This window comes from Neobacillus sp. PS3-34 (assembly GCF_030915465.1).
Lineage (GTDB): Bacteria > Bacillota > Bacilli > Bacillales > Cytobacillaceae > Neobacillus_A.
Genome location: NZ_CP133267.1, coordinates 4,081,325 through 4,105,456, shown reverse-complemented (window position 1 = coordinate 4,105,456; position 24,132 = coordinate 4,081,325). Strand labels below are relative to the sequence as shown.

Annotated in this window: 22 protein-coding genes and 5 pseudogenes; 3 read left to right on the top strand and 24 right to left on the bottom strand. The window is 39.6% G+C overall.

Translation table 11 applies throughout. The features are described 5' to 3' along the window. Positions 1-15: 15 nt before the first annotated feature. Positions 16-261 (top strand): DNA alkylation repair protein, encoded by a 246-nt coding sequence (locus RCG23_RS21490; RefSeq protein WP_308177311.1) that lies wholly within the window; start codon positions 16-18, stop codon positions 259-261. A gap of 36 nt (positions 262-297) precedes the next feature. On the opposite strand, the gene RCG23_RS21485 is transcribed toward RCG23_RS21490, so the two are convergent. From RCG23_RS21485 to deoD, 6 genes are all read right to left on the bottom strand, one after another. After that, positions 298-1,137, bottom strand: a complete 840-nt coding sequence (locus RCG23_RS21485) for a hypothetical protein (protein ID WP_308177310.1) — start codon at positions 1,135-1,137, stop codon at positions 298-300. Positions 1,138-1,312: 175 nt separating this feature from the next. Beyond that, positions 1,313-2,230, bottom strand: coding sequence for a CobW family GTP-binding protein (locus RCG23_RS21480; protein ID WP_308177309.1), 918 nt, complete (start codon positions 2,228-2,230; stop codon positions 1,313-1,315). A gap of 11 nt (positions 2,231-2,241) precedes the next feature. Then, positions 2,242-2,634, bottom strand: a complete 393-nt coding sequence (locus RCG23_RS21475; RefSeq protein ID WP_308177308.1) for a hypothetical protein — start codon at positions 2,632-2,634, stop codon at positions 2,242-2,244. A 203-nt stretch (positions 2,635-2,837) separates the two neighbouring features. After that, positions 2,838-4,319 (bottom strand): lmo1851 family serine protease, encoded by a 1,482-nt coding sequence (locus tag RCG23_RS21470; protein WP_308177307.1) that lies wholly within the window; start codon positions 4,317-4,319, stop codon positions 2,838-2,840. A gap of 139 nt (positions 4,320-4,458) precedes the next feature. Beyond that, positions 4,459-5,304, bottom strand: coding sequence for a M15 family metallopeptidase (locus tag RCG23_RS21465; RefSeq protein WP_308180132.1), 846 nt, complete (start codon positions 5,302-5,304; stop codon positions 4,459-4,461). A 206-nt stretch (positions 5,305-5,510) separates the two neighbouring features. Continuing rightward, the gene (gene deoD, locus RCG23_RS21460) at positions 5,511-6,212 is read right to left on the bottom strand and encodes a purine-nucleoside phosphorylase (protein WP_308177306.1); all 702 of its coding nucleotides are present in this window, start codon (positions 6,210-6,212) and stop codon (positions 5,511-5,513) included. A gap of 233 nt (positions 6,213-6,445) precedes the next feature. Here deoD and RCG23_RS21455 point away from each other — a divergent pair, with 233 nt between their 5' ends. Beyond that, positions 6,446-6,580 carry a hypothetical protein gene (locus RCG23_RS21455; RefSeq protein WP_308177305.1) on the top strand — a complete coding sequence of 45 codons (135 nt, stop codon included), beginning with the start codon at positions 6,446-6,448 and terminating at the stop codon, positions 6,578-6,580. 53 nt (positions 6,581-6,633) lie between these two features. Here the strand turns inward: RCG23_RS21455 and RCG23_RS21450 are convergent, their stop codons facing one another. The 5 genes from RCG23_RS21450 to RCG23_RS21430 all read right to left on the bottom strand — a co-directional run bounded on the left by RCG23_RS21450 (position 6,634) and on the right by RCG23_RS21430 (position 9,201). Continuing rightward, a complete protein-coding gene (locus RCG23_RS21450; protein ID WP_308177304.1) occupies positions 6,634-6,942 on the bottom strand; it encodes a YodL domain-containing protein in 309 nt (102 codons plus the stop codon). Between the two features lie 137 nt (positions 6,943-7,079). Beyond that, entirely contained in the window at positions 7,080-7,850 is a 771-nt protein-coding gene (locus RCG23_RS21445) for a sporulation protein (protein ID WP_308177303.1), read from the bottom strand. After that, complete coding sequence (locus RCG23_RS21440) at positions 7,834-8,571, bottom strand: serine/threonine protein kinase (protein ID WP_308177302.1); 738 nt, start codon at positions 8,569-8,571, stop codon at positions 7,834-7,836. Before RCG23_RS21440 ends, RCG23_RS21445 begins: the two co-directional genes overlap by 17 nt. Positions 8,572-8,689: 118 nt before the next feature. Continuing rightward, positions 8,690-8,863: a hypothetical protein gene (locus RCG23_RS21435; RefSeq protein WP_308177301.1), complete on the bottom strand. Its 174-nt coding sequence runs from the start codon at positions 8,861-8,863 to the stop codon at positions 8,690-8,692. 161 nt (positions 8,864-9,024) lie between these two features. Then, positions 9,025-9,201 carry a YozD family protein gene (locus RCG23_RS21430; protein WP_308177300.1) on the bottom strand — a complete coding sequence of 59 codons (177 nt, stop codon included), beginning with the start codon at positions 9,199-9,201 and terminating at the stop codon, positions 9,025-9,027. Positions 9,202-9,390: 189 nt separating this feature from the next. Between RCG23_RS21430 and RCG23_RS21425 the strand changes: the two genes are divergently transcribed. Further along, positions 9,391-9,561 carry a hypothetical protein gene (locus RCG23_RS21425; RefSeq protein WP_308177299.1) on the top strand — a complete coding sequence of 57 codons (171 nt, stop codon included), beginning with the start codon at positions 9,391-9,393 and terminating at the stop codon, positions 9,559-9,561. Here RCG23_RS21425 and RCG23_RS21420 read toward each other — a convergent pair. The 13 genes and pseudogenes from RCG23_RS21420 to RCG23_RS21360 form a co-directional block, all read right to left on the bottom strand. Then, a pseudogene (locus RCG23_RS21420) lies at positions 9,558-10,252 on the bottom strand (hypothetical protein). The gene RCG23_RS21425 and the pseudogene RCG23_RS21420 sit on opposite strands and share 4 nt — an antisense overlap. A 168-nt stretch (positions 10,253-10,420) precedes the next feature. Next, entirely contained in the window at positions 10,421-10,642 is a 222-nt protein-coding gene (locus RCG23_RS21415) for a YozE family protein (RefSeq protein WP_308177298.1), read from the bottom strand. A 157-nt stretch (positions 10,643-10,799) separates the two neighbouring features. After that, positions 10,800-11,087 carry a YokU family protein gene (locus RCG23_RS21410; RefSeq protein ID WP_308177297.1) on the bottom strand — a complete coding sequence of 96 codons (288 nt, stop codon included), beginning with the start codon at positions 11,085-11,087 and terminating at the stop codon, positions 10,800-10,802. An 11-nt stretch (positions 11,088-11,098) separates the two neighbouring features. Continuing rightward, positions 11,099-12,531 (bottom strand): annotated as a pseudogene (gene ablA / locus RCG23_RS21405) (lysine 2,3-aminomutase). A 133-nt stretch (positions 12,532-12,664) separates the two neighbouring features. Next, on the bottom strand, positions 12,665-14,059 hold the full coding sequence (locus RCG23_RS21400; RefSeq protein WP_308180131.1) for a sigma-54 interaction domain-containing protein: 1,395 nt from the start codon (positions 14,057-14,059) through the stop codon (positions 12,665-12,667). A gap of 71 nt (positions 14,060-14,130) precedes the next feature. Then, entirely contained in the window at positions 14,131-14,982 is an 852-nt protein-coding gene (gene ablB, locus RCG23_RS21395; RefSeq protein ID WP_308177296.1) for a putative beta-lysine N-acetyltransferase, read from the bottom strand. Positions 14,983-15,136: 154 nt separating this feature from the next. Next, a pseudogene (locus RCG23_RS21390) lies at positions 15,137-16,557 on the bottom strand (aldehyde dehydrogenase family protein). A 150-nt stretch (positions 16,558-16,707) separates the two neighbouring features. Continuing rightward, positions 16,708-18,063 (bottom strand): 4-aminobutyrate--2-oxoglutarate transaminase, encoded by a 1,356-nt coding sequence (gene gabT / locus RCG23_RS21385; RefSeq protein WP_308177295.1) that lies wholly within the window; start codon positions 18,061-18,063, stop codon positions 16,708-16,710. 15 nt (positions 18,064-18,078) lie between these two features. Further along, positions 18,079-19,346, bottom strand: a pseudogene (locus RCG23_RS21380) (peptidase). Positions 19,347-19,367: 21 nt separating this feature from the next. Beyond that, on the bottom strand, positions 19,368-20,033 hold the full coding sequence (locus tag RCG23_RS21375; RefSeq protein WP_308177294.1) for a 3-oxoacid CoA-transferase subunit B: 666 nt from the start codon (positions 20,031-20,033) through the stop codon (positions 19,368-19,370). Then, positions 20,012-20,710, bottom strand: coding sequence for a CoA transferase subunit A (locus tag RCG23_RS21370; RefSeq protein WP_308177293.1), 699 nt, complete (start codon positions 20,708-20,710; stop codon positions 20,012-20,014). Before RCG23_RS21370 ends, RCG23_RS21375 begins: the two co-directional genes overlap by 22 nt. A 73-nt stretch (positions 20,711-20,783) precedes the next feature. Continuing rightward, positions 20,784-22,147, bottom strand: a pseudogene (locus tag RCG23_RS21365) (aspartate aminotransferase family protein). 138 nt (positions 22,148-22,285) lie between these two features. Beyond that, entirely contained in the window at positions 22,286-23,263 is a 978-nt protein-coding gene (locus RCG23_RS21360; RefSeq protein WP_308177292.1) for a S66 family peptidase, read from the bottom strand. Positions 23,264-24,132 lie beyond the last annotated feature (869 nt).

Genomic DNA, 24,132 nt, shown 5'->3' with positions numbered 1-24,132 from the left:
TGAAAGGAGATTCATATGTCTACACCCTACCGTTGCCCAAATTGCAAAACCAATCGGAGCAGATTTAATCTAATTCAACAGATACCCCAGTCCGTCAAGATGGATCCGCATTCTGGTGAAATAGTTCAGCAGTATACCCAAAATGATCTTGATCCTTTTCATCTGCCATACAGAGGCCCTGAAGTAAAGGTACAATGTGCGACATGCGGACTGGTGGAAGATGAAAGGACATTCATTAAATTTGGCGAACAGCCAATATAAAAAGATACCCCCCTTAAATCATTAGGGGGGTGTTTTTTAGTTTAATACCTCTTCCAGGAAAGCGGAATCGACCTTCCACATATCATTGGGAGAAAACCTGATTAAATTGATTTCGCCGCTGAATGTCCTTCCACCAATGCCCTTAATCTGCATATCAATGTCTATTGGTACGGCCAAACTAATCTGATCTGCAAGATCTTCTGCGGGAAGCATCGGCATCCTGGAGACCTTTATATTATCGATTTGGTTAAAGACAGATTTCCATTTCATTTTTTGGAGTGAAGTTAAAGAAACAATTCTTAAATCCTGCTGCTTAATACCTGCTACGTAGGCATTAATTATTTCATATGGACTTGAATTTGAGAGATGTTCCTTTAATCTTCCTGCCGCTTTTAAAACCATTAATTGGTGTGACAGGTCCATAAAGTTGGACCTATGCGTAGTGCTGCCGAAAAAATGTATGCAAAAGTGGCCAGGGAAGTTATTTTGCAGCGCACCAGCTCCATGAGGCATTCCATGCATTGAAGCCGCAATCCATTGGTCTTTATAAATAATAATTACTGCTCGCCTTTTCCAGCTCCATTTTCCCCCATAAATCTTTTTCATTATTTTTGTATCTTTAGCAGACAAGGGCTGAACGTCGGCATGATTGCTCCCAGCCCTTCTCTGTGCACGAAACTGTTTCCCCGTTTCTACGTCCATAACCGTGAATTTCGTGTATTTAGGCAGAATTTCTTTAGCTTCCTCCCAAGAGGGCATTTCAATTTGAAAACTTACCCTGCCTGCAGAGTATACGTTTTCCTGATTTAATAGGAACAGGATGATGAACAGGAGTTGGAAAGCAATTTTTTTCATTTTTTCACCTGATTTCGCCATTAAAAATACTTCTATAAAAAGTGTTACCTCAATTAATGGCAGACATGCACAAAAGGTCCATTTTTACTAAATGAAAATATTTTATCTAACATCATTTTATTGAACGACCATCTAAAATCAAAAAAACTCCAGGAAAGTCCTAGAGTTATGTCTAATTTCAAATTTTCTCGTAAAGTCAGGAGGTTTCCAAATCAGCTAGCTGCTTTTCGATTATCTTCCAATTGATATTTTCACCAATAAATACTAGATTTAAAGGCATGTTCATAAATTCTTTCATATAAACAGGCATGCCATAGGAAAACTGGAATAAAAATGGTAATTCAGAAGAATCAAACTTCAAATACCCCTTAATACGGTAAATTGAGTTAGGGAGACTTCTAAGGAAGTTTTCGAATTCTTCTTGTTTGATGGAAGAATGAAACTGGTAAACAAAGGTAGATAAATGAAGGTCCATTTGACTAACCGAATGCTTTTTAGGCCTATTCTGTGATAGGGTTAACTTTTTGATTGATTGTATTGATACTTTTGAATGTGAAGTCAATACACAAGGTGCCTTCGAGTTAATGCCCTGAATTTCAAATGTTAGCGAGGCCTGCTTAGAATCAGACAATTCATCGGCTTTATTTAGGATGATATAATCAGCATGCCGTACCTGTTCAAGAAGCAGCTGCTGAAGCTGAGGACTAAGCGTTTTTCTTTCAAGCCATCTTACAGCATCAACTGTTGTCAGAATCCCTTTAATCTCCAAACGGTCAGCAAATAAAGGTGATAATACAGCATCTAGTACCTCAACTGGATGGGCAGCGCCGGTAGTCTCGATATAGATTACTTCCGGTTTTTCAATTGAGAGAAGGCCTTGAAGCTGCGCCTCTAATTTATCTTGAATCGTGCAGCAAATGCAGCCTCCAAGCAATTCCTTCAATGCGACATCTTCTTCCACAACATCCGAATCGATCGAAACCTTTCCGAGTTCGTTCATCATTACAGCTACTTTTCTGCCAGTAATTTTTTCTTCATGCAAAAGCCTTTTTAATAATGTCGTCTTGCCGCTCCCCAAGAAGCCTGATAATATATAAATTTCAGTTTTTTCCATATTAATCCCTTTCACGGCGTTTCCTGGCCATAATCTTCTACCATTTCATTCAATAAGGCTGTGAGTGTTTTTTTGATATCATCGATCTCCCTGCAGGTCAAATAGCCTGTTTTTTGAAGCCATTCACATTTGCATTTCCATAAAGGAATATAGCCATTTGGAAAATATTCACCATCATGCTCCAGACCAATTTCAATAAAAGATTCATAATCCTCTTCAAACAAATCATCACTGCTCGCTTCTTTTCCTTTTCGCAATCTTACCACATCAATCGAGAGACTCTGTCCTTGCTGAAACTCAGTTTGAAATTGGAGTTTAAACTGTTCGCTCAGCTTTTGACACTCCTCTTCCAATATCAAAATTTTCTCCATCAGCTGATTGTCGAATTGAATGATTTGCTCCATATTATCACCTCATCCGGCATTATTTGCTTGGGAACCAATGTTAGTATCGGGTTAATACAATAAATAATGCATATTTCGATCGCGTGCCCTATCTAAGCACTCATTTTAAATGATTTTTCACTTCCATACAAACATTTAATCTACAGCAATTCTACTTCAAATAAAAGCCCGCTCACCAATGAAGGTAACCGGGCTTTAGTTTATTATTTCATTCGCTTCTTTAATACTTCAACAGCTTTATTTAACTGTGTATCATTCTTTTGTATTTTTATTCTTACTAAATCCATTAGCTTTATGGAAGAGTTGCCTGTTAAAACTCCATTTGGTTCGAGTTTATTATCCTTCTGGAATTTAATAACAGCAGCTTTTGTGTTTTCGTCAAAAAATCCGTCTTCTCTTCCAGGGTTGTAACCTATAGCTTTAAGCATTTTCTGGGCAGTTTTCACATCGTTCGATGAAGTGGATAGCTGTAATCCCTTTTCAGGATCGATAACTGACAGATTAGCATATTCAGGAAGGGCAACTGGATAGTCCGGTTTAATTCCTTTTTTATGAATCCAGCTTCCATTTGGGGTCAGCCATTTAGCCATAGTGAATTTCAAGTTAGATCCATCAGGAAAGTCCTGAGCAGTTTGAACAGTTCCTTTTCCGAAGGACTTTTCACCGATTAGTGGAACACCCGCTGATTCTTTTACTGCGGCAGCAGTAATTTCAGATGCGCTTGCACTGCCTTTATCAATTAATACAACTAATGGCAAATCTGGATTTCCTTCATTTTGAGATCCATATACCTTAACTTTTCCATTACGGTCTTCTACCTTAAATAAAGTCTTTCCTTTAGGAACAAATAAACTGGAAATATTGACTGCCTGATCCAATAACCCTCCTGGATTCTGTCGAAGGTCAAGAACAAGTCCCTTCATTCCCTGCTTTTGAAGCTTGTTTAATTGTTCTACAAGTTCTTTCGAAGTGTTTGTGGAAAAACTGGTAATTTGAACTTTAGCAACCCCGTTTCCAACCATTTCACCATAAACTGTTTGAATTGGTATTTCATCACGAATGATGGGCACTTTAGTTGTTCCTTCAGTCCCAGGACGCTGTATCGAAAGCTCTACCTTCGTGCCTTTTTTTCCTCTAATCAGCATGACTGCATTTGAAGAACTCATTCCTTGTAGGCTTTTTCCATTGACTGACAGCACTATATCATTTGGTTTAAGTCCTGCTTTTTCTGCAGGCGAGCCTTTTAGCGGAGATACAATAATGATATGTCCATCCTTCTCCTGAATTTCAGCACCGATTCCTTCAAAGGATGAAGAAATTGCATGATGGAATCCTTTAGATTCCTCATCATTCATATAATCGGAATAAGGGTCATCCAAAGATTCAACCATTCCGTTTATGGCGCCATTTACCAGCTTTTTTTGGTCTAATTTTTGATAATAGCCATTTTGCAAAGTATCAAAAGCTGTATACAGCTTGTTAAATTCCGAACGCCCGTTTCCAACGGAAACCACATTTTCTTTTCCGTTTGCCATTGCGAAGGTTGTAATTCCAGCTGTTAAAACCACTAACAAAAAAAGCAGGATAAAAAAATGGAACTTCTTCATTCTAATAAAAGCTGATTTTTTTTCGGGTATTTCTTGTCCATGTTCATTTTGTTCGTCCAAAGCCTTCACCACTTTCATTAACCATCAAATCTATTTAAAACACTTAATAATGATTAGAATAACATCTTTGCTGGAAAATTAGCAAAGAAAAGTTCATTAAAATTAGATTAGACAATATTAAGACGTGAAAAAGGCCTAGTAAGCTAGACCTCTTTTTCTAAATTTTCTTCACTTTATTGAAATATTCTTCCAGCGTCCATTTTTTTTCATAAATAGCAGTGGCGGCTTTTACTCCTACATACCGGAAATGCCACGGCTCGTATTCATAGACCGTTACCCCTTCTTTTCCTTTTGGATACCGGAGGATGAATCCAAATTTATGAGCATTCTCAGCAAGCCAATGCCCTTCAGTTGTTTCGCCAAAGCCTTCAGTCAAATTAAGATTTGTGGAACGCGCTGCAATATCCATAGCCAATCCCGTCTGGTGCTCACTTTGTCCAGGCACCGCAACAGCTTGTTCTGCTTTTTCTTTGCCAACATGGTTTATTTCCGCATCAAATAATCCTTTTTGGCGAATATAGGAACGGTATCCAGATACTGCGTACAATTCAATCCCTGATTCTTTAGCATTACTGAACATTTTTTCAAGCGCTGATGCCGCTTCTTTACGGAGAAGGCTTTTTTCCAATTTTTGATCACCGAATGGGAAATCGACATTCGGCCTTACCAAATCTGCTGGAATATAGTCATCAGGAAGGGCAAAGTTTTTATTAACGAGTGCGATTATATTTTCCGGGTTTTGAATAACCTTTTTTCCGTTTACCTGTTTAATTTGATTAAAATAAGCTGCTTCCAAAACAGGCTGATCTGTGTCGTTACTTGTGGGTTTTTCAGTATTGTCAGAAGAAGGTTTCTCTGTTTTGTCTTCCTTATATTTACTCGCTTCATTCTCCTGGGCAAAATCACTTTTATTTAAGAAAGGTATTTTCTTTAAATAAGGATCAATATTGCTGCATCCTGCCAATAGAGAGAAACAGCCAATTAATAATAAGAGTTTTTTCATCATTTTTCACACCTATTTGCTCATTTTTTGACAATATACCCATTTTAGCATAAAAACATAAGGAATCTAGTGACTATTATCCCGGAATGAAATTTGAATTAGCCTTAAAAATCAAAAACAATTAGTAAATATTCTATATTTTAACAACAATGGAAAATGCGGATTTAAAAGCAAAAAATCCTCCAAACCTGGAGGATTTTTTTTCTTTATTTAATTACCGCTTCCAAAGATACTTCGATCATGTCATTAAAGGTTAATTGTCTTTCTTCAGCGGATGTTTCTTCGCCTGTAATGATATGGTCACTTACAGTTAATACAGAAAGTGCTTTCCGGCCATATTTTGCTGCAAGGGTATAAAGTGCCGTTGTTTCCATTTCAATAGCCAGGATTTGGTATTTTGCCCATTTTTCGTGGTCAGCGTTATCATTATAAAACATATCTGCAGTAAATACGTTACCAACTTTAAGATTTAGACCCTTTTCAATCCCGGCGTCATAAGCCTTTTTCAATAGATCAAAATCTGCAGTTGGCGCATAATCAATGCCATTAAAGGTTAGGCGATTCATTTGGGAATCAGTAGAAGCGGTCATCGCCAAAATTACGTCACGTACTTTAACGTCTTTTTGGATCGCGCCACATGTTCCTACTCTTATTAGGTTTTGTACATTGTAGCTTTGCATCAATTCGTTCACATAAATGGAAATGGAAGGAATCCCCATTCCAGTACCCTGTACTGAGATTCTTTTTCCTTTATATGTTCCAGTGTAACCGAACATATTGCGGACCTCATTGTAGCAAACTGCATTTTCCAAAAAAGTTTCTGCAATATATTTTGCGCGAAGCGGATCGCCAGGCAGCAAAACCGTTTCAGCAATTTCATTTTCTTTAGCACCGATATGTATACTCATGTAAAATCCTCCTGTCTTTTAAAGCCTTTTAGTCCTCGATCAGCTTTAACATTCCCACTATACCACATCGCAGTTTCGAGCAAAACCTTTCCTGAAATGTTCATGAATTTTTCACTTTAGGAAAAGCTAAATTTAGCTTCACCATTTTTGAGATTTTAAATGCTAAACGACCATAAACTGTTCGTGATACTGAATATTTATTTAACCAACTTGCACCAGCAGGAGGAGAAATTATGGGAAAAAAGCATAGGAACAGAATCAATTCGCCAAAGAAAAATAACCACATATCTCCAGAAGCAATCGAAGCTGAGCATAATGCTCATGCTAAGGAAAACACAGCTACTGGAGGAAGAAAAAACAAGCTTTAATTACAAAAGGAGAAGAAATCTGATTTCTTCTCCTCCTCAACTTTAATCTTTATTTAGCGAATGTGTATACGGTTTATCGTTTTCCAACCTTCAGGTTTCAGCTGATAGTAATACTGGCCCAATATGCCTTGATCAATTAAGAGGATATCTCCGGTAGATAAAAATCTCCCTCTATAGTCTTTAGGCATCAAATCAGCAACATTGAACAGCTTAAACGTCTTCTCAAGGCAATCTTCATGTCCCTGTCCAAATATGGAAGTGCGGTATACCACTTTATATCCTTTATCCTGACGAAAATTTGGAGTCTGGAAAATGGTCACATCATAGTAAGCGGCTGTTTTTTTAGCGAGTAATTTGATCACTTTTATCCCTCCAGAAAGCTGTTAAATGCTTTTCCTATATATTTACACAGTATTTCTGTCGATTCCTCTCTCGCATTTCTTCTATTTTTGTCGATATATAGCCAAAAAAAAGAGCCTACAAAGGCCCTAAATAGTAATCAAGCATATTTACCTATAACATTCTCTATTTTTTGACGGATGTAAGGGATATCTGCAGAAGACACCGAGAGCCTTACATTGGTTTCGTCCCTTTCTAACGCCTCAGCTAGAAAACCTCCAAGTCCTCTTGCTCGTCTGTCAACTTGTAAAACAATATCTGTCAATCCATTTCCACCAGGAAAAAATACTAGTTCCAATTCATCAAGCCTGCCTCTGAATTGGCCAGAAACTGGAACAAACTCGAATTCCTGTACAAAAGGAAGACGCCTTCTCATTCGGTGCGGCGCTTCTTCACAATCTGCTTCCCTTAAACGGAATCCAAGGTCCTGAACCGCCTGGAATACTGATGTCATTAAATCCGTAGGTAATACCTTCAAGTAATCTGTATCTGTTGGATCTACTGCATTTTTAATGTCCAAACCTGTTGCCAGCCAAATTTTCGATCTTCCTAATGTGACTGGTGTATCCTCTGGAAGTCTAAATGAGAAAGGAATTTCTTTTACTTCGTTTGCCGCGATTATAAAAGGTTCAGAAACCCGGAAACGTTCAATACATGCAGAAACAGTGTATTTTTTATCGTTGGATTCCTTTAAATATGTAGTGTTCAGAGATAAATATATATCATCAATGTTCTGTTCTACTTTTCCCCCTTTGATTGCGACGAGCCCTTCAATAACATCTCCCGGTACAAAGGTATCCCTTTTCAGCCTTGTGTCAACGTTAGCAGACCCAATTCCAACACTTGCAAAAACTTTATTTAAAAATGACATTACAATTCCTCCCTTTTTCAACTAATATTTTCTCTATATCTCTTTGAATTTGCCCACAGCTTTTATATGGTGTATCCATTTGGAGCAGCTTTCTTATCGTTTGTTTTCCATGCATTGAGATATCCAGTTCTTCCTCCCAACTTTTTTCCTCAACAACTGATTCCGTACTCCAGTTGGAGTAGAGCAGGAAAAGGATAAAATGTCCAAGTCCATAAAAATCAGAAGATACATCTGCCTGTTTCTTTACTTTTGAATGAATTTTCATTTCGTAAGAATTTTTCTTCTTTATAGCCAAACCAAAATCAATCATTCTGACATTGACACCATCATAAATCACGTTTGGAATACGAATATCACGATGAATGATTTGATTATCATGCAGATATTCGATCAGTTTCAATAATTCCCTTACAATTTTAAAAACCTCATGTTCAGTATATTTTTTTTCATCTTCAAAAATTAATTGTTCAAAATTTTTACCTTCTATATATTCCATTGTAAAGTAGGGTATTTTTTTATAGCTTCCACTTTCAAAAAAAGCAGGAAATCCGGGATGTTTAATTTGAGTGAGAAACTTTATTTCCTTTTCAAAGCCCTTACGTCCAGAGGTAGTGATTCTTTTATGAATACGGAGAGCCTTCAGGACCTTTGTTACATTGTTTTCATTATCCAGGACCTGGTAGCTATTTCCATAGCTTCCTGCACCTAAATGCTTTAACACTCTATATCTTCCATCAATCAGATGGCCAGTCTGTGAAGACATTTTCAGCTAGGTCTGAGATGGCAAGAACCAATCTTTTAATCATGGACTGCAGCCTGCTTTTTGCTAAAAATTTGCATCAGCTGCTGAAAAAACTGGAAAAGAAACTTCCGCTTTTATGTTTTTTCTTATAATGGTTATGCCCATGATGGCTGTGTTTATGATGTTTCATATGTTTCCATGCACTGCTAGAGCTATAATGTCTCTTTTTAATCGTTTCTTTAAAAATGGATTTGAGGATTTTCTTAATCATTTTCATTCCTCCTTTTAATGGTTCATGTAAGTTACGTAAAAATCTTTTTAAAAGTTTCACTTTTATTCGTAATAGAGGAATTAATTCAGACAAAAACTGGCCAGCGCCAAAATCGCCCGCCATTTTCTTTATTAATTAAGAAGAGAAACATGTTTACAGCATTATTCCTCTTCAACCATTTCTTCATCAATAATGCATTTTTCAAGCAAATATTCAAAGGTGATATCAGCGAGCTCTTCCAGCTCTTCTTCCGAAGGAACGTAACCCCTTTTAATTAGCTGTTGCAAGAAGAATTCCGCTATTTCCTCAGTATCGATAAACACTTCTATTTCTCTCATAGCGACGCCCCCTTTTTACAGAATGTATGATGGAACAAGCTGAATCATGCTATTTACTTATTGTAAAAGTAATGTCCCTTTTCAAATAATGCCTGATATTCTAATTTTTAAAATTTTTATAGTCCCATTCTATTAACAATAGGACAAGCATATCATTTATCAAAATCATTTGAGAATGGGGTAGTAATAATGACAGAATACAGGACTGCAATAGAGGCAATAATTGAAGATGTTAATAACGAAGATGGGTACTTCCTTACTTTTGCTGAAAAGACGATTAACTTAATATTTTTCATTATTAAATGGGGCTGTATACCTTTCTTCGTGCTAATATTGTTAACATTTTTAAAGATGCATTAAACATGGCTCTTTCCATCATTGCTAACCAGGCTTTGTAATTTTCTCAGAACTACCCTCATCACCTGGTAATACTCCTGATCGCCGAACATTTTATAAAGGATGCGGTAGTCATTATATATATCCAAAAGATGGTCTATAAGCAGCTTCTTTTCCTTTTTTTGTCCATCTCTTCTTTTTCAGCCTTCCTGAAGCCCTTGGGCGATTTCTCAAGTTTTACAGGCTTTAGCTGCTTGTTAATCGGATGTAGCAGCCCGAGTTTTTGTATAAATGTTTCCGCACTTTCTGAATCAGCAACCAATGTTAGCTCTTCTTCCCCTGCTTCAAGCCATTCACCGTCATTGACCCTTGATAATTCATAAATGATATCTTCCCAGGCATCTTCTTTATAGCGCCAGATTTCTGTTCTAAATCCGACCACCTTAAATAAATCTGTTCCATATCCAGCCACCTGTACGAGATCCCCAAAGAAATATTTATACTCAATATCTATATGTTCCTGCTCCATTACATTTCCTTCGAATTCTGATAAAAGCTGAAGCCCCGATTCTACATACAAGCCTTCACTTTTATTCACTTCATAAACATATTTATCATCCAGCCATTTTACATCTGTTATTTTTCCCACTGTCCCATACATCGTGATCACGACTGTATCACCGATTTTATATTTCGGTTTTTTTCGTTTTTCCATTTCCTCCATCCTCTCAATGATGAGTCGTGAAAATTGATTACAATAGTATATGCGCATGGTGATATATGGCGCACATCAAGGGCAAAGAAAAATCACCTCCAAATAAAAAAAGAGGCGATTAATATGGAAAATATTTAGTTCGATATAACATGACTTGAAATAAATCTTTCATGCTTCATTCAGCAAATAGCGTTCCCATGCTTCATCAAAAACGGACATACTCTCCAAATATTGCCCATTCATTTCAAGATAGGAGCTAATCTCATCATATTCAAATGAATTTTTTGGAAAGCTGTGATCCAGATAGGCATCATTAGCAAAGGAACTAATGGAGTCCGGTGGTTTCGGATGCCGATATTTCATTAAAAAATGGTAAAATGATTTACTCATAAAAAACGCCCTTCTAACCTTATTAACCGGTAAACACCAGTATATATTTTTCTTTAATATAACGGAAGTGACCGTACCCCGTCCACCATCTAAATTTGTCAATCTTCACCATCATCCATCTAAATGAAAAAATCCCGGCGGATGCCGGGACGATTTATTAGTGATCACTGAAATCAAAATAGTTTCTCTTCAGAAGTCTCGGCTGCTCCATCAATTCCTTATAGGTTATCGTTTTTTCGATAACTTTCGTATTGATTAGAAACAATTGATCCTCAATTGCCTTCACTACCTCAGTGCTTTGATAGGCCATTTCGCATTCAGTGCAGCAAATGGTTGGAGTATCTTTTATCTCAATAGCTCTGGATCCATCTGGCAATTCCCAAAAAACCTTTTTGTTCTCTACATTGAAATATGGACTGCCGCACCATTCACATTGTGCCTCCATTTCAAGCCCTCCTATTCCTTCACTGTTTTTTCTTCAGTAATATGGGGTGCCTGATCTTCATTTTTCTTTCCAATTTGCGCCTGAAATTTCTTTTCCTTAAGCTCATCACGCTTTTCCCGCTTATCTTTCAGTGAAGAATGGCCAGGATCGACAGTATACTGCTGACGCCGGTTTAGCCTATCCAAGCCTTCAGGAACTAAATTAAACTGGCTGTCATTCATTATCGCTGCAATACCTGAATTGGATCTCTTTTCATCCATATCGGGGTAGATTTCTTTAAAATAGCCCTCAGCCCTTCCCGGGATGTAATTTTCAGGCTCCGGATATGATGTGATTACACCCTCAAAATTGCGGAGAACCACTTTGCTGGCACTTTGTGAAATTAAATAGTTTGGCTGAAGAGAAATTTTCCCACCGCCTCCTGGAGCGTCCACGACAAAGGTTGGTACAGCATAACCAGATGTATGCCCGCGCAGTCCTTCAATAATTTCCAAGCCTTTAGAAACAGGCGCCGGAAATGGCAGATTCCTTCTGATAGATCACATTGATAAATATAATATGGTCTGACTCTGATTTTAACGAGATCGTGCATTAATTTCTTCATAATCGGAACACTGTCATTGATACCTGCAAGAATGACCGACTGGTTTCCAACTGGTACACCTGCGTTCGCAAGCATCTCACATGCCCTTTTTGAATCCTCAGTAATTTCAATTGAAGTGTTGAAATGGGTATTAAGCCAAATTGGATGGTATTTCTTTAGGATATTGCAGAGATTTTCGGTAATCCGTTGCGGGAAAACAACCGGCGCCCTCGTACCAATACGGATGATTTCAACATGGTCAATATCTCTCAGCTTCTTTAATATATATTCAAGTATATTGTCATTTATTAAAAGTCCGTCACCGCCTGAAATAAGGACGTCCCTTACCTGAGAGGTTTGTGCTATATAATTAATTGCGGCATCTAGTTGTTTTTTAGGTACCCCCATTCCAATCTGCCCGGAGAATCTTCTGCGTGTACAATAGCGGCAGTACATTGAGCATTGATTTGTCACAAGAAAGAGCACACGATCAGGATAGCGGTGTGTTAAGCCAGCAACAGGAGAATCTTCATCCTCATGGAGTGGATCTTCAAGGTCGTATTTCGTCTTATAAATTTCCTTTGAAATTGGCACGGATTGCATTCTGATAGGACAACGAGGATCGTCTGGATTCATGAGCGATGCATAATAGGGAGTAATATTTAATGGAATGGTTTTTGTGGAGATTTTTACTCCTTCTTCTTCTTCGGGTGTCAAATTTACGACCTTTTTTAGGTCTTCCAAAGTGCGGACAGTATTGGTCAGCTGCCATAGCCAATCGTTCCATTGCTCCTCAGACACATCTTTCCATAGCTCTATATCTTTCCAATGCCTTCCGGGCGTATATAAATTTTGTTTCATATTCAATTCCTCCTATCCCCTTTGCCTTTATACTTGCAAGTATCGTGCCAACTCTTCACCCCCTTGACTTTCCTTTATTTTCAATATGGAAATGTAAAAACATAATAAAAAACCGCCGATTTTTCGGCGGCGGTCATTGGTTATATTTCTGAATTTTATATTGCAGTGTCTGCCTCGGTATCTCTAATAACTTCGCAGCCTGATTAATATTATTACCCGTCATTCCCATCGCTTTCTCAATTAGCTTTTTTTCCATGCTTTTTAAATTTTCCCTTAGTGATAGTGAATCATCCTGTTCATCTTGCCCAAGCGAAACAGGCAGATGCTGTTTTAGCATAACGGGCAAGTCTTTGAAAACCAGCATATCACCCTCGCAGACATTCATCATATACTCGAGCGAATGCTTTAGTTCCCTTACATTTCCAGGCCATAGATATTGGAGAAAATATAATTCTACTTCCCTTTCAATTCCGCTGACTCGTTTGTTTAATTTTCTGTTATACATATTGATAAAGTAATCTGTCAGGAAAAGGATATCTTCCTTCCTCTCCCTTAAAGGCAATAATGAAAAGGTGAAAACATTCAGCCTGTAAAAAAGGTCGGATCTAAGTTTTTTTTCATGCAGAGCCTGCCTCGGATGTTCATTCATCGCAGCAATGACACGGACATTCACGGAGGTATTCGTGGAACTTCCTACCTTCCTGACCAAACCATCCTCTATTACTCTCAGAAGCTTTGCCTGGAGTTCAATGGGCATCGTATGCAGTTCGTCAAGGAATAATGTTCCTCCATCAGCAAGCTCAAACAATCCCTTTCGATCAACCGCTCCGGTATACCCCCCTCTGGCTGTCCCAAATAAAATACTCTCTAATAGAGTTTCTGGAATGGCCGCACAGTTTTGCGCAATAAAAGGGCCTTCAGCTCTGAGAGATGCCTCATGGATGCCTTGTACGAACAGCTCTTTTCCAGTTCCGCTTTCTCCATAAACTAGAATGGGAGAATCAGATTTTGCAAACTTCGCCGCTTCCTGCTTTATTTTAATAAAGCCAGAATTAACAGTCATTAAATCATCAAGCGTGTAATTCATTTTTTTTCCCGTGTTAACCTTGCCTACACTGCGGGTAAAGCCCTTTTGTAAATCAAGAAGCCTTTCAGCCAGCAGTTTCATTCGTGAGTAGTCCTTGGCAATTTCGACCGCTCCAATGACTTCATTTCCAACAAAAATCGGCAGAGTTGTATTTATCGTTTCAATGTTATTGCCGTGCATATTCACATAATGCTGGGTCTGGTTGTAGATGGATTTTTTTGTTCTAATCACCTTCAATAACGTGCTAGAACTTTCATTTAGAGACGGAAAGGCAGCAAGGAGCGGCTTGCCCAGCACTTCATCAACCTTTAGTCCGTCATGCTTTGCAGCAACTTCATTATAAAAAATGGTTATACCTTCTGTATTCACTACATGGATTCCCTCATCAATACTCTTAAGTATAGCAGCCAGGACTTCATTGGTCATATCAGTTAATTGCATCACTCACAGCACCCCCCTTTTATTCATATGAAGGAGATGCCGAAAATTTGCCACCACATGCCTATTTTTCGTCACCCAGACAGGTCTTTCACCCAAACATTCATGTTTTCTAGTTTGTCATAAATATAACAATTATTCATCAGCCTTCCACGGTAGATGTAGCCCAGCTGATACAAAACAGCGTTCATTCCAAATGATAGGGAACGGGCAATGGAATAGGCACAATAAATGTTTTTATCCTTTAATTCTTCCTCAAGCTTTTGCAGCAGGAACTTCATTAGCCCATGCTGTCGGTACTCCGGAAGTGTTGCGCAATCAGTTAGTTCTGCATTTTTATAAAAATCGTTTATCTCTGCTGAAGCTGCGCTTATAATATTGGCTTCGTCTTTAAAAATATAATAGACTGTTCCCTCCTTCATTGTTTTCTTTATATATGCAGGGTCCTGTAAAGGGGTTGGATAAATCTTAAATACCTTTCGATAAAGAATCGATAGCTTTTCAGCATCGCTTTCATTACCCTGTGTTAACTGGAACTTGGCCGGAGGATGCAATTTTTCTGCTGAAGGCTTTAAATTAAAAATACTTTGCACCATTCCATCTTCGGTAATCCAATGGTCGTTCTTCTTTCTTTCCGAATCATAATATTTTGAAAAAAAGTACGCATCCGAGCCACGGAAATAATGATCGATTTGGGCTTCCAGCTGGAATCCGAATTGAAGCAATGTTGGAATATGCTCTGACCGGCCTTTAATAATTAACTTTTCTGCCTTATCTTGGTGCGCCAGTTCTTCAGATTTTCTTAAAAGTGATGTGACGTTTCCTCTGTAGTCATCAATCCGGATCCGTTTATTAAAAGGATCCCGAAACACTTCTAGTATAAAATCCTTTTCTTCTATATAAATAGTGGAAGGTATTTGGTCCATTTTATCGATTCTCCAATCTTTTAAATTGTAATACTGTGCATGCGGCTGGGTGTGTGACTATTTAAAAATGCCTGGCTGAATTTATGCCAGGCATTCTAAGTTTAGCTGGAAAATTTAGGTGTTATTACAGTCTGGAATTGATCATTATTAGCAGTTATTCTGTTTTAAAGCTGATTAGCTTTAATTCAGTCATTTCTTCTGCTGCGTACTTAATGCCTTCCCTGCCCATTCCGCTCATTTTTACTCCCCCGTATGGCATTTGGTCAACACGGAAGGTTGGAATCTCATTAATCATGACTCCTCCAACTTCAAGCTTCCTTGCTCCCTGCAATGCCTTATGGATGTCATTGGTGAATACCCCGGCTTGCAGACCATATTTTGAATCATTGACAAGGTCAATGGCTTCTTCAAAGCTCTGGAATCGGTTGATATGAACCACTGGTGCAAAAACCTCTTCGCATGAAACTTTTTCATGAAGAGGTACATTTAAAAGGACAGTGGGCTGAAATATTCCCTGTTCATATATACCGCCACTTGCCAAAATTGCTCCGTTATCCGTTGCTTCCTTTACCCAATTGCCCGCTCTTTCAGTATCTTCAACTGAAATCATCGCAGAAATATCTGTTTCTTCATTGATTGGATTGCCCATTTTTAATTTTCTCGTTTCTGTGACAAAGAACTCTACAAAGGCATCAAAAATCGCTTCATGGACAAAAATCCGCTGAACCGATATACAAACTTGGCCCTGATAGGCAAATGCACCTGTAACGATTCTTGGAACGACTTTTTCAATATTGATCCCTTCATCCACTATGACTGCAGAATTCGAGCCTAGTTCAAGGGTAACCTTCTTTAGCCCTGAATTTTCACGGATATATTTGCCGACCTCTGGGCTCCCGGTGAAGGTAATCATTTTTATCCTGTCATCCTTCATCAGGACATCCCCAACTGTGCTTCCGCTGCCAGTTACCACGTTCAGTGCACCTTCCGGAAGGCCTGCTTTATGAAATAATTCAGCGATTTTATAAGCAGAAAGCGGCGTTTGGCTCGCTGGTTTTAATACAACTGAATTACCCGTTGCAATCGCTGGCGCACCTTATGTGCAACCAGATTCATTGGAAAATTAAACGGGGTAATGGCTGCAATTACGCCCAAAGGTTCTTTAACCGTAAAAGCAATTCTTCCTTCTCCTCCTGGAGCAGCATCCATCGGAACAGTTTCTCCATGAATCCGTCTCGCTTCCTGGGCTGCAAAGGAATAGGTCATGATCGTTCTGTCAACCTCTGCTCGTGCAGCCTTTAAAGGTTTTGCCGCTTCTCTTGCTATAATGCGTGCGCATTCTTCTTTTTCTTCTTTGAGAAGACCTGCGACTCTTTCAAGGATTTCCGCTCTTTGATGCGCGGTCAAATCTGCCATTTTTTTTGCTGCAGCATGGGCCGAAGAAATCGCTTCAAGGACATCATCGCTTGATGCCGTTGCCACGTCCGCCAGTTTCTCATGGCTGTAAGGGCTCTTAAGTTCTTTATAATGTAATGTTGCGCGGAATTGGCCGCCAATCCATAGTGATTGCTTCAAATTTACAACCTCCTTGCAGATACTTACAATTTCTAATAGCAAGTGCTCATCCAATAATTTTATTTTCGTACTTTTACCATGATAAATCGAGCAATATGCATAATGGGAATTATGGTAAGCTAAAAAGAAGAGCTCCAGTTGGTAAATTGCTTACCTGGGCGCTTGCGCCTTTTGTTCTTGACAGCAGTTAATAATGGATTTTTCCAATACATCCAGCCCTTCATTCAGCTGCTCATCACTTACGACAAGTGGGACCAATATGCGGATGACATTTCCATACAAACCAGCGTTCATTAAAATAAGGCCATTTTGATGTGATGCCTGGATAATTTTCTGTACCAAATCTTTGTCAGGCTCTTTTCCTTGCGGGTCTTTTACAAATTCAATCGCACACATAGCCCCAACCTGACGTACATCGCCTATTTGTTCAATCCTCTCCCGCAGGCCACTCAGCCTTTTATAAAAAGTTTCTCCTATTCGCTGTGACCGATCCAATAAGTTATCTTCCTGTATCGTCCTTATTACTTCAAGAGCAGCCACACAGCCAAGAGGGCTCCCTCCATACGTTCCGCCGATTTCGCCTATGTTAGGTGAATCCATTATTTCAGCTCTTCCTGTAACTGCGCTAATGGGAAGTCCTGCTCCTATCGATTTGGACATCGTGATCAAATCAGGAACAACACCGAAATGTTCGATGGCAAACATTTTTCCAGTTCTCCCAAAACCGGTCTGTATTTCATCCGCGATAAATAGGATGCTGTGTTTTTCACAAAGGGATTTTACTCCCTGAACAAATTTTTTGGATGGGACAACAAACCCGCCTTCGCCCTGGATGGGTTCCATAATGACAGCTGCAACTTCTTCTGGAGGCACTTCACTTTGGAAAAAGGTTTCGAATCGGGCTAACAAGGCTTCATCAAGCTGTTCCTGACTTGAAAATTCTGAGCGGTAATAATATGGATAAGCCCATTTATATGTGTCTGGAACGAACGGGCCAAATTCATATTTATATGGTTTCACCTTACTAGTTAAGGACATGGCCATATAGGTTCTGCCATGGAAACCTCGTTCGAATGAGATGACCGCTTTCCTGCCTGAATATTTTCTGGCGATTTTCACTGCATTTTCAACCGCTTCGGCACCGCTGTTTAAAAAGAAGGTTTTCTTTTGATGGTATCCAGGTGTTATTTCATTAAGTTTTTCTGCCAGTTCCACATATGGCTCATACATCATTACATGAAAGCAGGGATGGAGATAAGAATCAATCTGGCGGTGTAGCGCTTCTACAACTCGTGGAGGACAATGCCCTGCATTCAGTGTCCCGATTGCTCCTGCAAAGTCAATAAAAGTATTGCCATCCACATCTGTAATTAAAGCACCATTCGCCTTAACTGCAAATGTTTTAATTGTATTAAACGGCCCTTTGGGTACACTCTTTTCTTTTCTGGCAAGCAATTCAATTGCCTTGGGTCCAGGTATTCTCGTTTTCATCTGAATCGATCCCATCACAATCCCTCTCCTTCATCCATCAACTTCACACCATTTTATTAATGTAAGAGCGATAATTTCACTTGCTTTATATAAGTCTTCCAGAATGATATGCTCATTTGCATCATGCGCCGTTTCTGTAATCCCTGCGCAAACACGACAACCGGTGTATCCCCTATATTGGATAATATCCCTCCATCCGTTCCCCATGGAGAAGCCTCAATCCTTGGCGGTTCATTCATTATCTCAGTGTAGCTTTCAGTTATCGTTTCCATTAATGGGTGGGCAGCCTCGATACTTCCTGGCAGCCACCTCCCACCAAACCATTCGATTTGTGGAGGATTCTCTTTAAACCATTCGTCCTTCATTTGCAGCCCATTCAGGCATTTCTCCATTTCAGCTTGTGCAGCAGACATTGATTCTTCAGGGGCTACACCCATTCTCCCTTCCAGGATAGCAATATCCGCAACAGAAGACGGCGATTCGCCGCTATTGATTTTTCCGATATTGATAGGAATGGGAATAGGTACACTTTCATATAGAGCGTCGCATATTTTTTCGTTTCTATCTTTCTCTAACTCCTGTAAACTCTGAATAACGAGAATGGATTTTTCGATGGCGCTTACACCTTCATACCGAGTACCCCCGTGCGCAGCTCTCCCTTTAATAATGATTCGAAACCACATGGAGCCCTGTTGTTTTGGAAAAATCTTAAAATTAGTCGGTTCCGGGATGATTGCACCGTCTGCTTTATATCCCCTTAAGACCGCTGAAAGTGTTCCTGCCCCGCCGCTTTCTTCCTCAATAACACTTTCAAAAATGACATCGCCTTTCAGCTTGATGTTAAGTTTCACAAGTGCTTCCATAGCCATTAAGAGGGCCGCTGAACCTCCCTTCATATCAGTGGCACCACGGCCATAAAGCCTGCCATTTTCGATTTGTCCGCTGAACGGTTCATATGTCCAGTTCTTTCGGTCCCCTACGGGCACTACATCAATGTGACCATTTAGAATGATCGATTTTCCTCCGCCCGTTCCTTTTAATACAGCTACGACATTTGGATTGCCTCTAAAATCCTTCCGGTCGGAACAAAAGGCGTGATGCTCCAATAACTGTTCTTCGCCAATATCCCAGATATCAAGCTCAAGTCCAAGCTGCCGGCATTTTTCGATGACAATTGCCTGGGCACTGCTTTCGTTTCCCCTCGTGCTGCCTTCACGGACAAGCTTTTGCAACAATCTCGCGCCTCTTGCGCGGTTTTCCTTGAGCCATTGAAAAATATCCTCGCGTACTTTTTCCATTTTTGTCACTCCTTGTGGATGCTAATAGTCTATATACCTGATAGTTTCATTAAGACTGAAATCGCATCCTGTTTTTGCTTTAACTGCCTGAAGATCGTAAGGGGCAAACAATTCCTTAATCCATAGCTGTTGATCCTTCACTTCAAAAACAGCCAGTTCGGTTATGATGATGTCTACACAATTTGCAGAAGTCAGAGGCAATGTGCATGAAGTAACAATTTTGGAGTCGCCATTTTTATCACAATGATTCATTACGACGATTACTTTTTTTGCCTTTTGAGCCAGTTCCATCGCTCCGCCCATGCCAGGCACCTTTTTTCCAGGAACAATCCAGTTGGCAAGATCACCTTTGCTGCTCACCTGAAGAGATCCAAGAATGGTCAAATCAACTCTTCCACTGCGGATCATTCCGAATGCAATTGAACTGTCGCAATAGGAACCGCCGGAAATAAGGGTCACCGGGAAACCTCCCGCATTGCACAAATTTTCGTCTTCCTCCCCTACTGCCGGGCTTGAGCCCATTCCAAGTATTCCATTTTCCGCATGGAACATGACGGTCATATTCTTTTCGAGGAAATCTGGGACAAGGGAGGGTATGCCAATACCTAAATTCACAACCATTCCATTTTGTATTTCTTCTGAAGCTCTTCTGGCTATACGATTTCTTAATTCGACTCCCATGCCCATTTCCAATTCACCCCTTGTGACGGAATAACATAATCAACAAACACTCCAGGTGTTACAATTTCTTCTGGATCCAGGCTGCCTAGCGGGACAATTTCCTCTGCTTCAGCAATTGTAATCCCACCAGCCATTGCAACAAGCGGATTGGTATTACGTGCGCTCTTGTCATAGACCAAATTCCCATATGTGTCTGCCTTTTTCGCAAAAACAATAGATACCTCTGCATTCAACGCAGTTTCAATAAGATATTTTTTGCCTTGCACAAAGCAATGTTGTTTGTCTTTTGAAACGATCTCATTATCTATTCCGATATCTGATAAAATGGCTGCAAGACCTACACCTCCAGCCCTTATTCTTTCAGCGAGAATTCCTTGTGGTGAGAACTCAACCTCCATTTCCCCTTCAGTCATCAGCCTTCCTGCAACAGGGTTGGAGCCTATATGCGATGCAATCACTTTTTTAGCCCTCCCCTGGCTTACGAGCCTGCCAATCCCGATGTGGGGGAATCCTGTATCATTTCCAATCAGAGTCATCCCTGATATCCCCTTTTCAAGGATTGCACTAATTAAATCCGGCGGGGATCCGACCCCTCCAAAACCACCGAACATGAGGGACATGCCATCGTGAAAAAAATCCATTACTTTTTCAAGAGTCGTAATTTTACCGAAACGATTTTCCATTCAAATACCTCCAGGCAATAGAAAAACGAACTATGGTTTTATGGATATTTTTTATTCGTGCAAATTTCTGGTTTTACAAACTGGAAGGTTCATTCTTTTCGGCAATGGGAACTTCCGCTGCAAAGGTGAAGAGTGTTTCTTTTAAAAGTAAAACCAGTTCTTCAATCTCTCTTTTTGTAATGTTTAATGGCGGGGCAATGATGATGGCATCCCCATTTTTCCCATCAATCCCAGCACCAGCAGGATAAATGAGCAAGCCTTTTTCACGGGCTGTTTTTACAATGGTCGCAGTAGCCAGAAGGCTTCGTGGAAACGGGGCTTTAGATAAACGGTTCTCTACCAGTTCCATTCCAAGCAGAAGCCCTTTACCACGCACATCCCCAATAAATGAAAATTGATCTTTTAATTTTTCAAGCAAATTTTTCAGATACACCCCTTTTGCTGCCACACCTTCGATTATGTTGTGTTTTTCGATATATTCAATTACTGCCAGAGAAACTGCACAAACTTGAGGATTGGCACTTAAGGTGTGCCCGCTCATCACCGATTTTGAACCTTTCAATATAGGCTCCATAACCTTCTCACTAGCGATTGCCGCCGCAATAGATGCATACCCAGCACCCATTCCTTTGCCCAAAGTAACAATATCCGGTATCACGTCCCACTGTTCACACGCTAGAAATGTACCCGTTCTGCCACACCCCGTCATGACCTCATCGGCGATTAGCAAAATATCATTTCTTTCGCAAATTTCCTTGATCGCTATTAGATATTCTTTAGGCGGAGAAATCGCTCCCCCAGCCGCTCCGATGACCGGTTCAACAATAAAGGCAGCGATTTTTTCAGCGCCAATCCGGGAAATTGCAGTTTCCAGTTCATGGGCGCATAAATATCCACATCCCGGGCCTCGAGCTGGTAAGGGCATCTGTAACAATACGGCGGGTGGACAGCAGGGAAGTCGTCCAATAAAGGAACAAATCTTGCTCTTCTCGCAGGGTGACCTGACATGGATAATGCCCCCATAGTAATACCGTGGTAGCTAACCCACCTCGAAAGCACTTTCAATTTTGTATGAATTCCTTTTTCCTGCCAATGCTGTATAGCCATTTTCATCGCTGTTTCAGTCGCTTCTGAACCGCTGTTGACAAAAAAGCTCCAGTTTAAATCACCCGGTGTCAATTCAGCAATTTTCTCTGCCAATTTTTCAGCCGGTTCGCTTGTAAATTGGGAACGGTAAACAAACGAAACCTTTTTCGCCTGCTCATGCATCGCTTCGATGATTTCCGTGACGCCATGCCCGATGTTTGCTGTGACAGCACCAGAGGAAGCATCCAAATACTTTTTCCCTTCCATATCAACTAAATAGACACCTGAACCATAATCGATCACAGGATAATTCTCATCCAATTCGGGTTTTATCAAGAACGAACGCTCCACAGAAGCACTTCCTTCCATTAATTGCTCCATTTTCTAAACTAAAAGGACAATTTATTAAATTGTATGAAATGATAGTTAGAATCTTTCATCTAATTTTTGTAATAAAAAACAGGCACCGTTTTACAGTGCCTGTTACGTTTACTTTTGTTCAATTCGTATGCTTGTTTCATTTTTCCTGGCTGAAATAATTGCTCTTGCTCCGAATGGGATGGTTGCAATCGGCTGGGTATGACCGAAATTAACATTGGCGATGATCGGAATATCCCTCAGCTCCTGCTTACTACTGATTATTTTTCTTAGAGCAGCCTCAGTTACCTTTGAGTCATTCTGAAACCTTCCAATCATTATTCCTTTGATGCTGCCTGCTTCCGGAAGATGAAGAAGTGATTGAAGATCCCTGTCAAACGTCATTGTATGTGTTTCATTATCGTCTTCAATAAATAGGATAGTATTTTCAAAGGAAGGCATAAATTCTGTTCCTTGAAGCAGGTTTAATGTGCACAGATTTCCACCCATCAATTTTCCTTCCGCCTCTCCCTCCTGGAGAACAAGATATTCATCCTGATTGATAAATTTTCGATCCTTCTGATCCAAGAACCATAAATCATCGCTCCACGTGTCGGAAGGATTAATTTCATAAGGGGCATCATTGGTTACGGCTTCAATAAATGATTGTAAAGTATAATCAAATCCTGCTTTCATCCCGAATGTTGAAAAATGAGGACCATAGTATGTAGTTAACCCCGTCTTTTGGTAGATTGCCAAACTTAGTGCAGTAATATCACTATATCCGCAAAGAACTTTCGGGTTCTCTTTAATTAAGTTAAAATCAATATTTTTTAATAACTGGTTTGTATTATAGCCGCCGAGAACCGTTAAAATCCCTTTAACCTTAGGATCGCGGAATGCATCATGTAGATCCACTATTCTCTCTTCTATCGAAGTACTGAAAAATTCATCATGTTCATTGACGTTTTTGCCGAAAGATACAGTAAAGCCCAGCTCATTTAAACGGCCAATGGCAATTTCGACTTGCTCACCCTTAACAATTGCCATACTTCTTGAAGGTGCAATCACACGTATTTCGTCCCCTGGCAATAATCTCTTTGGTATCAAAATCCTTCCCCCTATGTTTCTATGTTACAAGCACCATTTTACCAAAAATTTCTTAATAAAATGAGAGGGATTTTTTTAAAGCTTACGAACCTTTTAATGGATTTTTTTCTCATAAGCAATGTTAAACTTTAATGTTGTTTTTTAACTAAGGCTGTTTTCTAAAAGATTGTTGTTTTTAATAGTAGTTGATTTCCGCTTCAGGATGCTCGCTTTCCGCGGGGTGGGCGGTGAGCCTCCTCGTCGCTAATGCGACTGCGGGGTCTCACCTGTCCCACTGCTCCCGCAGGACGTTGAATCAGCTTACTAGAATTAACACCGCACGAAGGAAATGCGATAGCATTTTCGAGGAGCTCGCACCTTTCGCTCCAATCAATTTCTTTATAAACCATCTGATTCACTCTAAATAGCAACAAAGTTTACGAAAACAGCCTTAACTAAAATAATAGAGGTACTTATTGTTATCGGGTTCCGTTTCCTATCGCAAAACGTCAATTTGCACAGGAAAATGCAAACCAAAATGTAATCCTTTTTGCACTATAATGTAAGGCTAGAGAGATTAAAAAAACATTAGAAATAGCAAGGGTTTATACCTTGCTATTTTGCTTTTGATTGCTCATTAAGAAGTTTGCAAACCATTTCCGCCTTCTCCGTATCGATTTTTGTGTAGGTATGGGATCCATAGGCGGAGAATTTCCTGCTAATGTATATAGGGGGAGCTTAAGAAGCGGATATAAGCGGAAATATTCCGATTAACTCCTCTAAATAAGAGGAAATCCAGAGATTAGGATAATATAAACGGAAAAACTACCCTTATTTTTAAGGAAATATGGGTATTTCCCAATTTAGCCGGAATTTTACCGTTTATTTTT

Excerpts from the sequence above, each read along its gene's own strand:
- RCG23_RS21445 (WP_308177303.1), bottom strand. The coding sequence starts at position 7,850 with ATGTCATTTTTAAATAAAGTTTTTGCAAGTGTTGGAATTGGGTCTGCT.
- RCG23_RS21475 (WP_308177308.1), bottom strand. The coding sequence starts at position 2,634 with ATGGAGCAAATCATTCAATTCGACAATCAGCTGATGGAGAAAATTTTG.
- RCG23_RS21415 (WP_308177298.1), bottom strand. The coding sequence starts at position 10,642 with ATGAGTAAATCATTTTACCATTTTTTAATGAAATATCGGCATCCGAAA.
- RCG23_RS21400 (WP_308180131.1), bottom strand. The coding sequence starts at position 14,059 with ATGCAATTAACTGATATGACCAATGAAGTCCTGGCTGCTATACTTAAG.
- RCG23_RS21430 (WP_308177300.1), bottom strand. The coding sequence starts at position 9,201 with ATGAGAGAAATAGAAGTGTTTATCGATACTGAGGAAATAGCGGAATTC.
- RCG23_RS21375 (WP_308177294.1), bottom strand. The coding sequence starts at position 20,033 with ATGGGCATGGGAGTCGAATTAAGAAATCGTATAGCCAGAAGAGCTTCA.
- RCG23_RS21425 (WP_308177299.1), top strand. The coding sequence starts at position 9,391 with ATGACAGAATACAGGACTGCAATAGAGGCAATAATTGAAGATGTTAAT.
- RCG23_RS21485 (WP_308177310.1), bottom strand. The coding sequence starts at position 1,137 with ATGGCGAAATCAGGTGAAAAAATGAAAAAAATTGCTTTCCAACTCCTG.
- gabT (WP_308177295.1), bottom strand. The coding sequence starts at position 18,063 with ATGGGATCGATTCAGATGAAAACGAGAATACCTGGACCCAAGGCAATT.
- RCG23_RS21455 (WP_308177305.1), top strand. The coding sequence starts at position 6,446 with ATGGGAAAAAAGCATAGGAACAGAATCAATTCGCCAAAGAAAAATAAC.
- RCG23_RS21465 (WP_308180132.1), bottom strand. The coding sequence starts at position 5,304 with ATGAAAAAACTCTTATTATTAATTGGCTGTTTCTCTCTATTGGCAGGA.
- RCG23_RS21470 (WP_308177307.1), bottom strand. The coding sequence starts at position 4,319 with ATGAAAGTGGTGAAGGCTTTGGACGAACAAAATGAACATGGACAAGAA.
- ablB (WP_308177296.1), bottom strand. The coding sequence starts at position 14,982 with ATGGACCAAATACCTTCCACTATTTATATAGAAGAAAAGGATTTTATA.
- RCG23_RS21480 (WP_308177309.1), bottom strand. The coding sequence starts at position 2,230 with ATGGAAAAAACTGAAATTTATATATTATCAGGCTTCTTGGGGAGCGGC.
- deoD (WP_308177306.1), bottom strand. The coding sequence starts at position 6,212 with ATGAGTATACATATCGGTGCTAAAGAAAATGAAATTGCTGAAACGGTT.
- RCG23_RS21410 (WP_308177297.1), bottom strand. The coding sequence starts at position 11,087 with ATGGAGGCACAATGTGAATGGTGCGGCAGTCCATATTTCAATGTAGAG.
- RCG23_RS21490 (WP_308177311.1), top strand. The coding sequence starts at position 16 with ATGTCTACACCCTACCGTTGCCCAAATTGCAAAACCAATCGGAGCAGA.
- RCG23_RS21370 (WP_308177293.1), bottom strand. The coding sequence starts at position 20,710 with ATGGAAAATCGTTTCGGTAAAATTACGACTCTTGAAAAAGTAATGGAT.
- RCG23_RS21435 (WP_308177301.1), bottom strand. The coding sequence starts at position 8,863 with ATGATTAAGAAAATCCTCAAATCCATTTTTAAAGAAACGATTAAAAAG.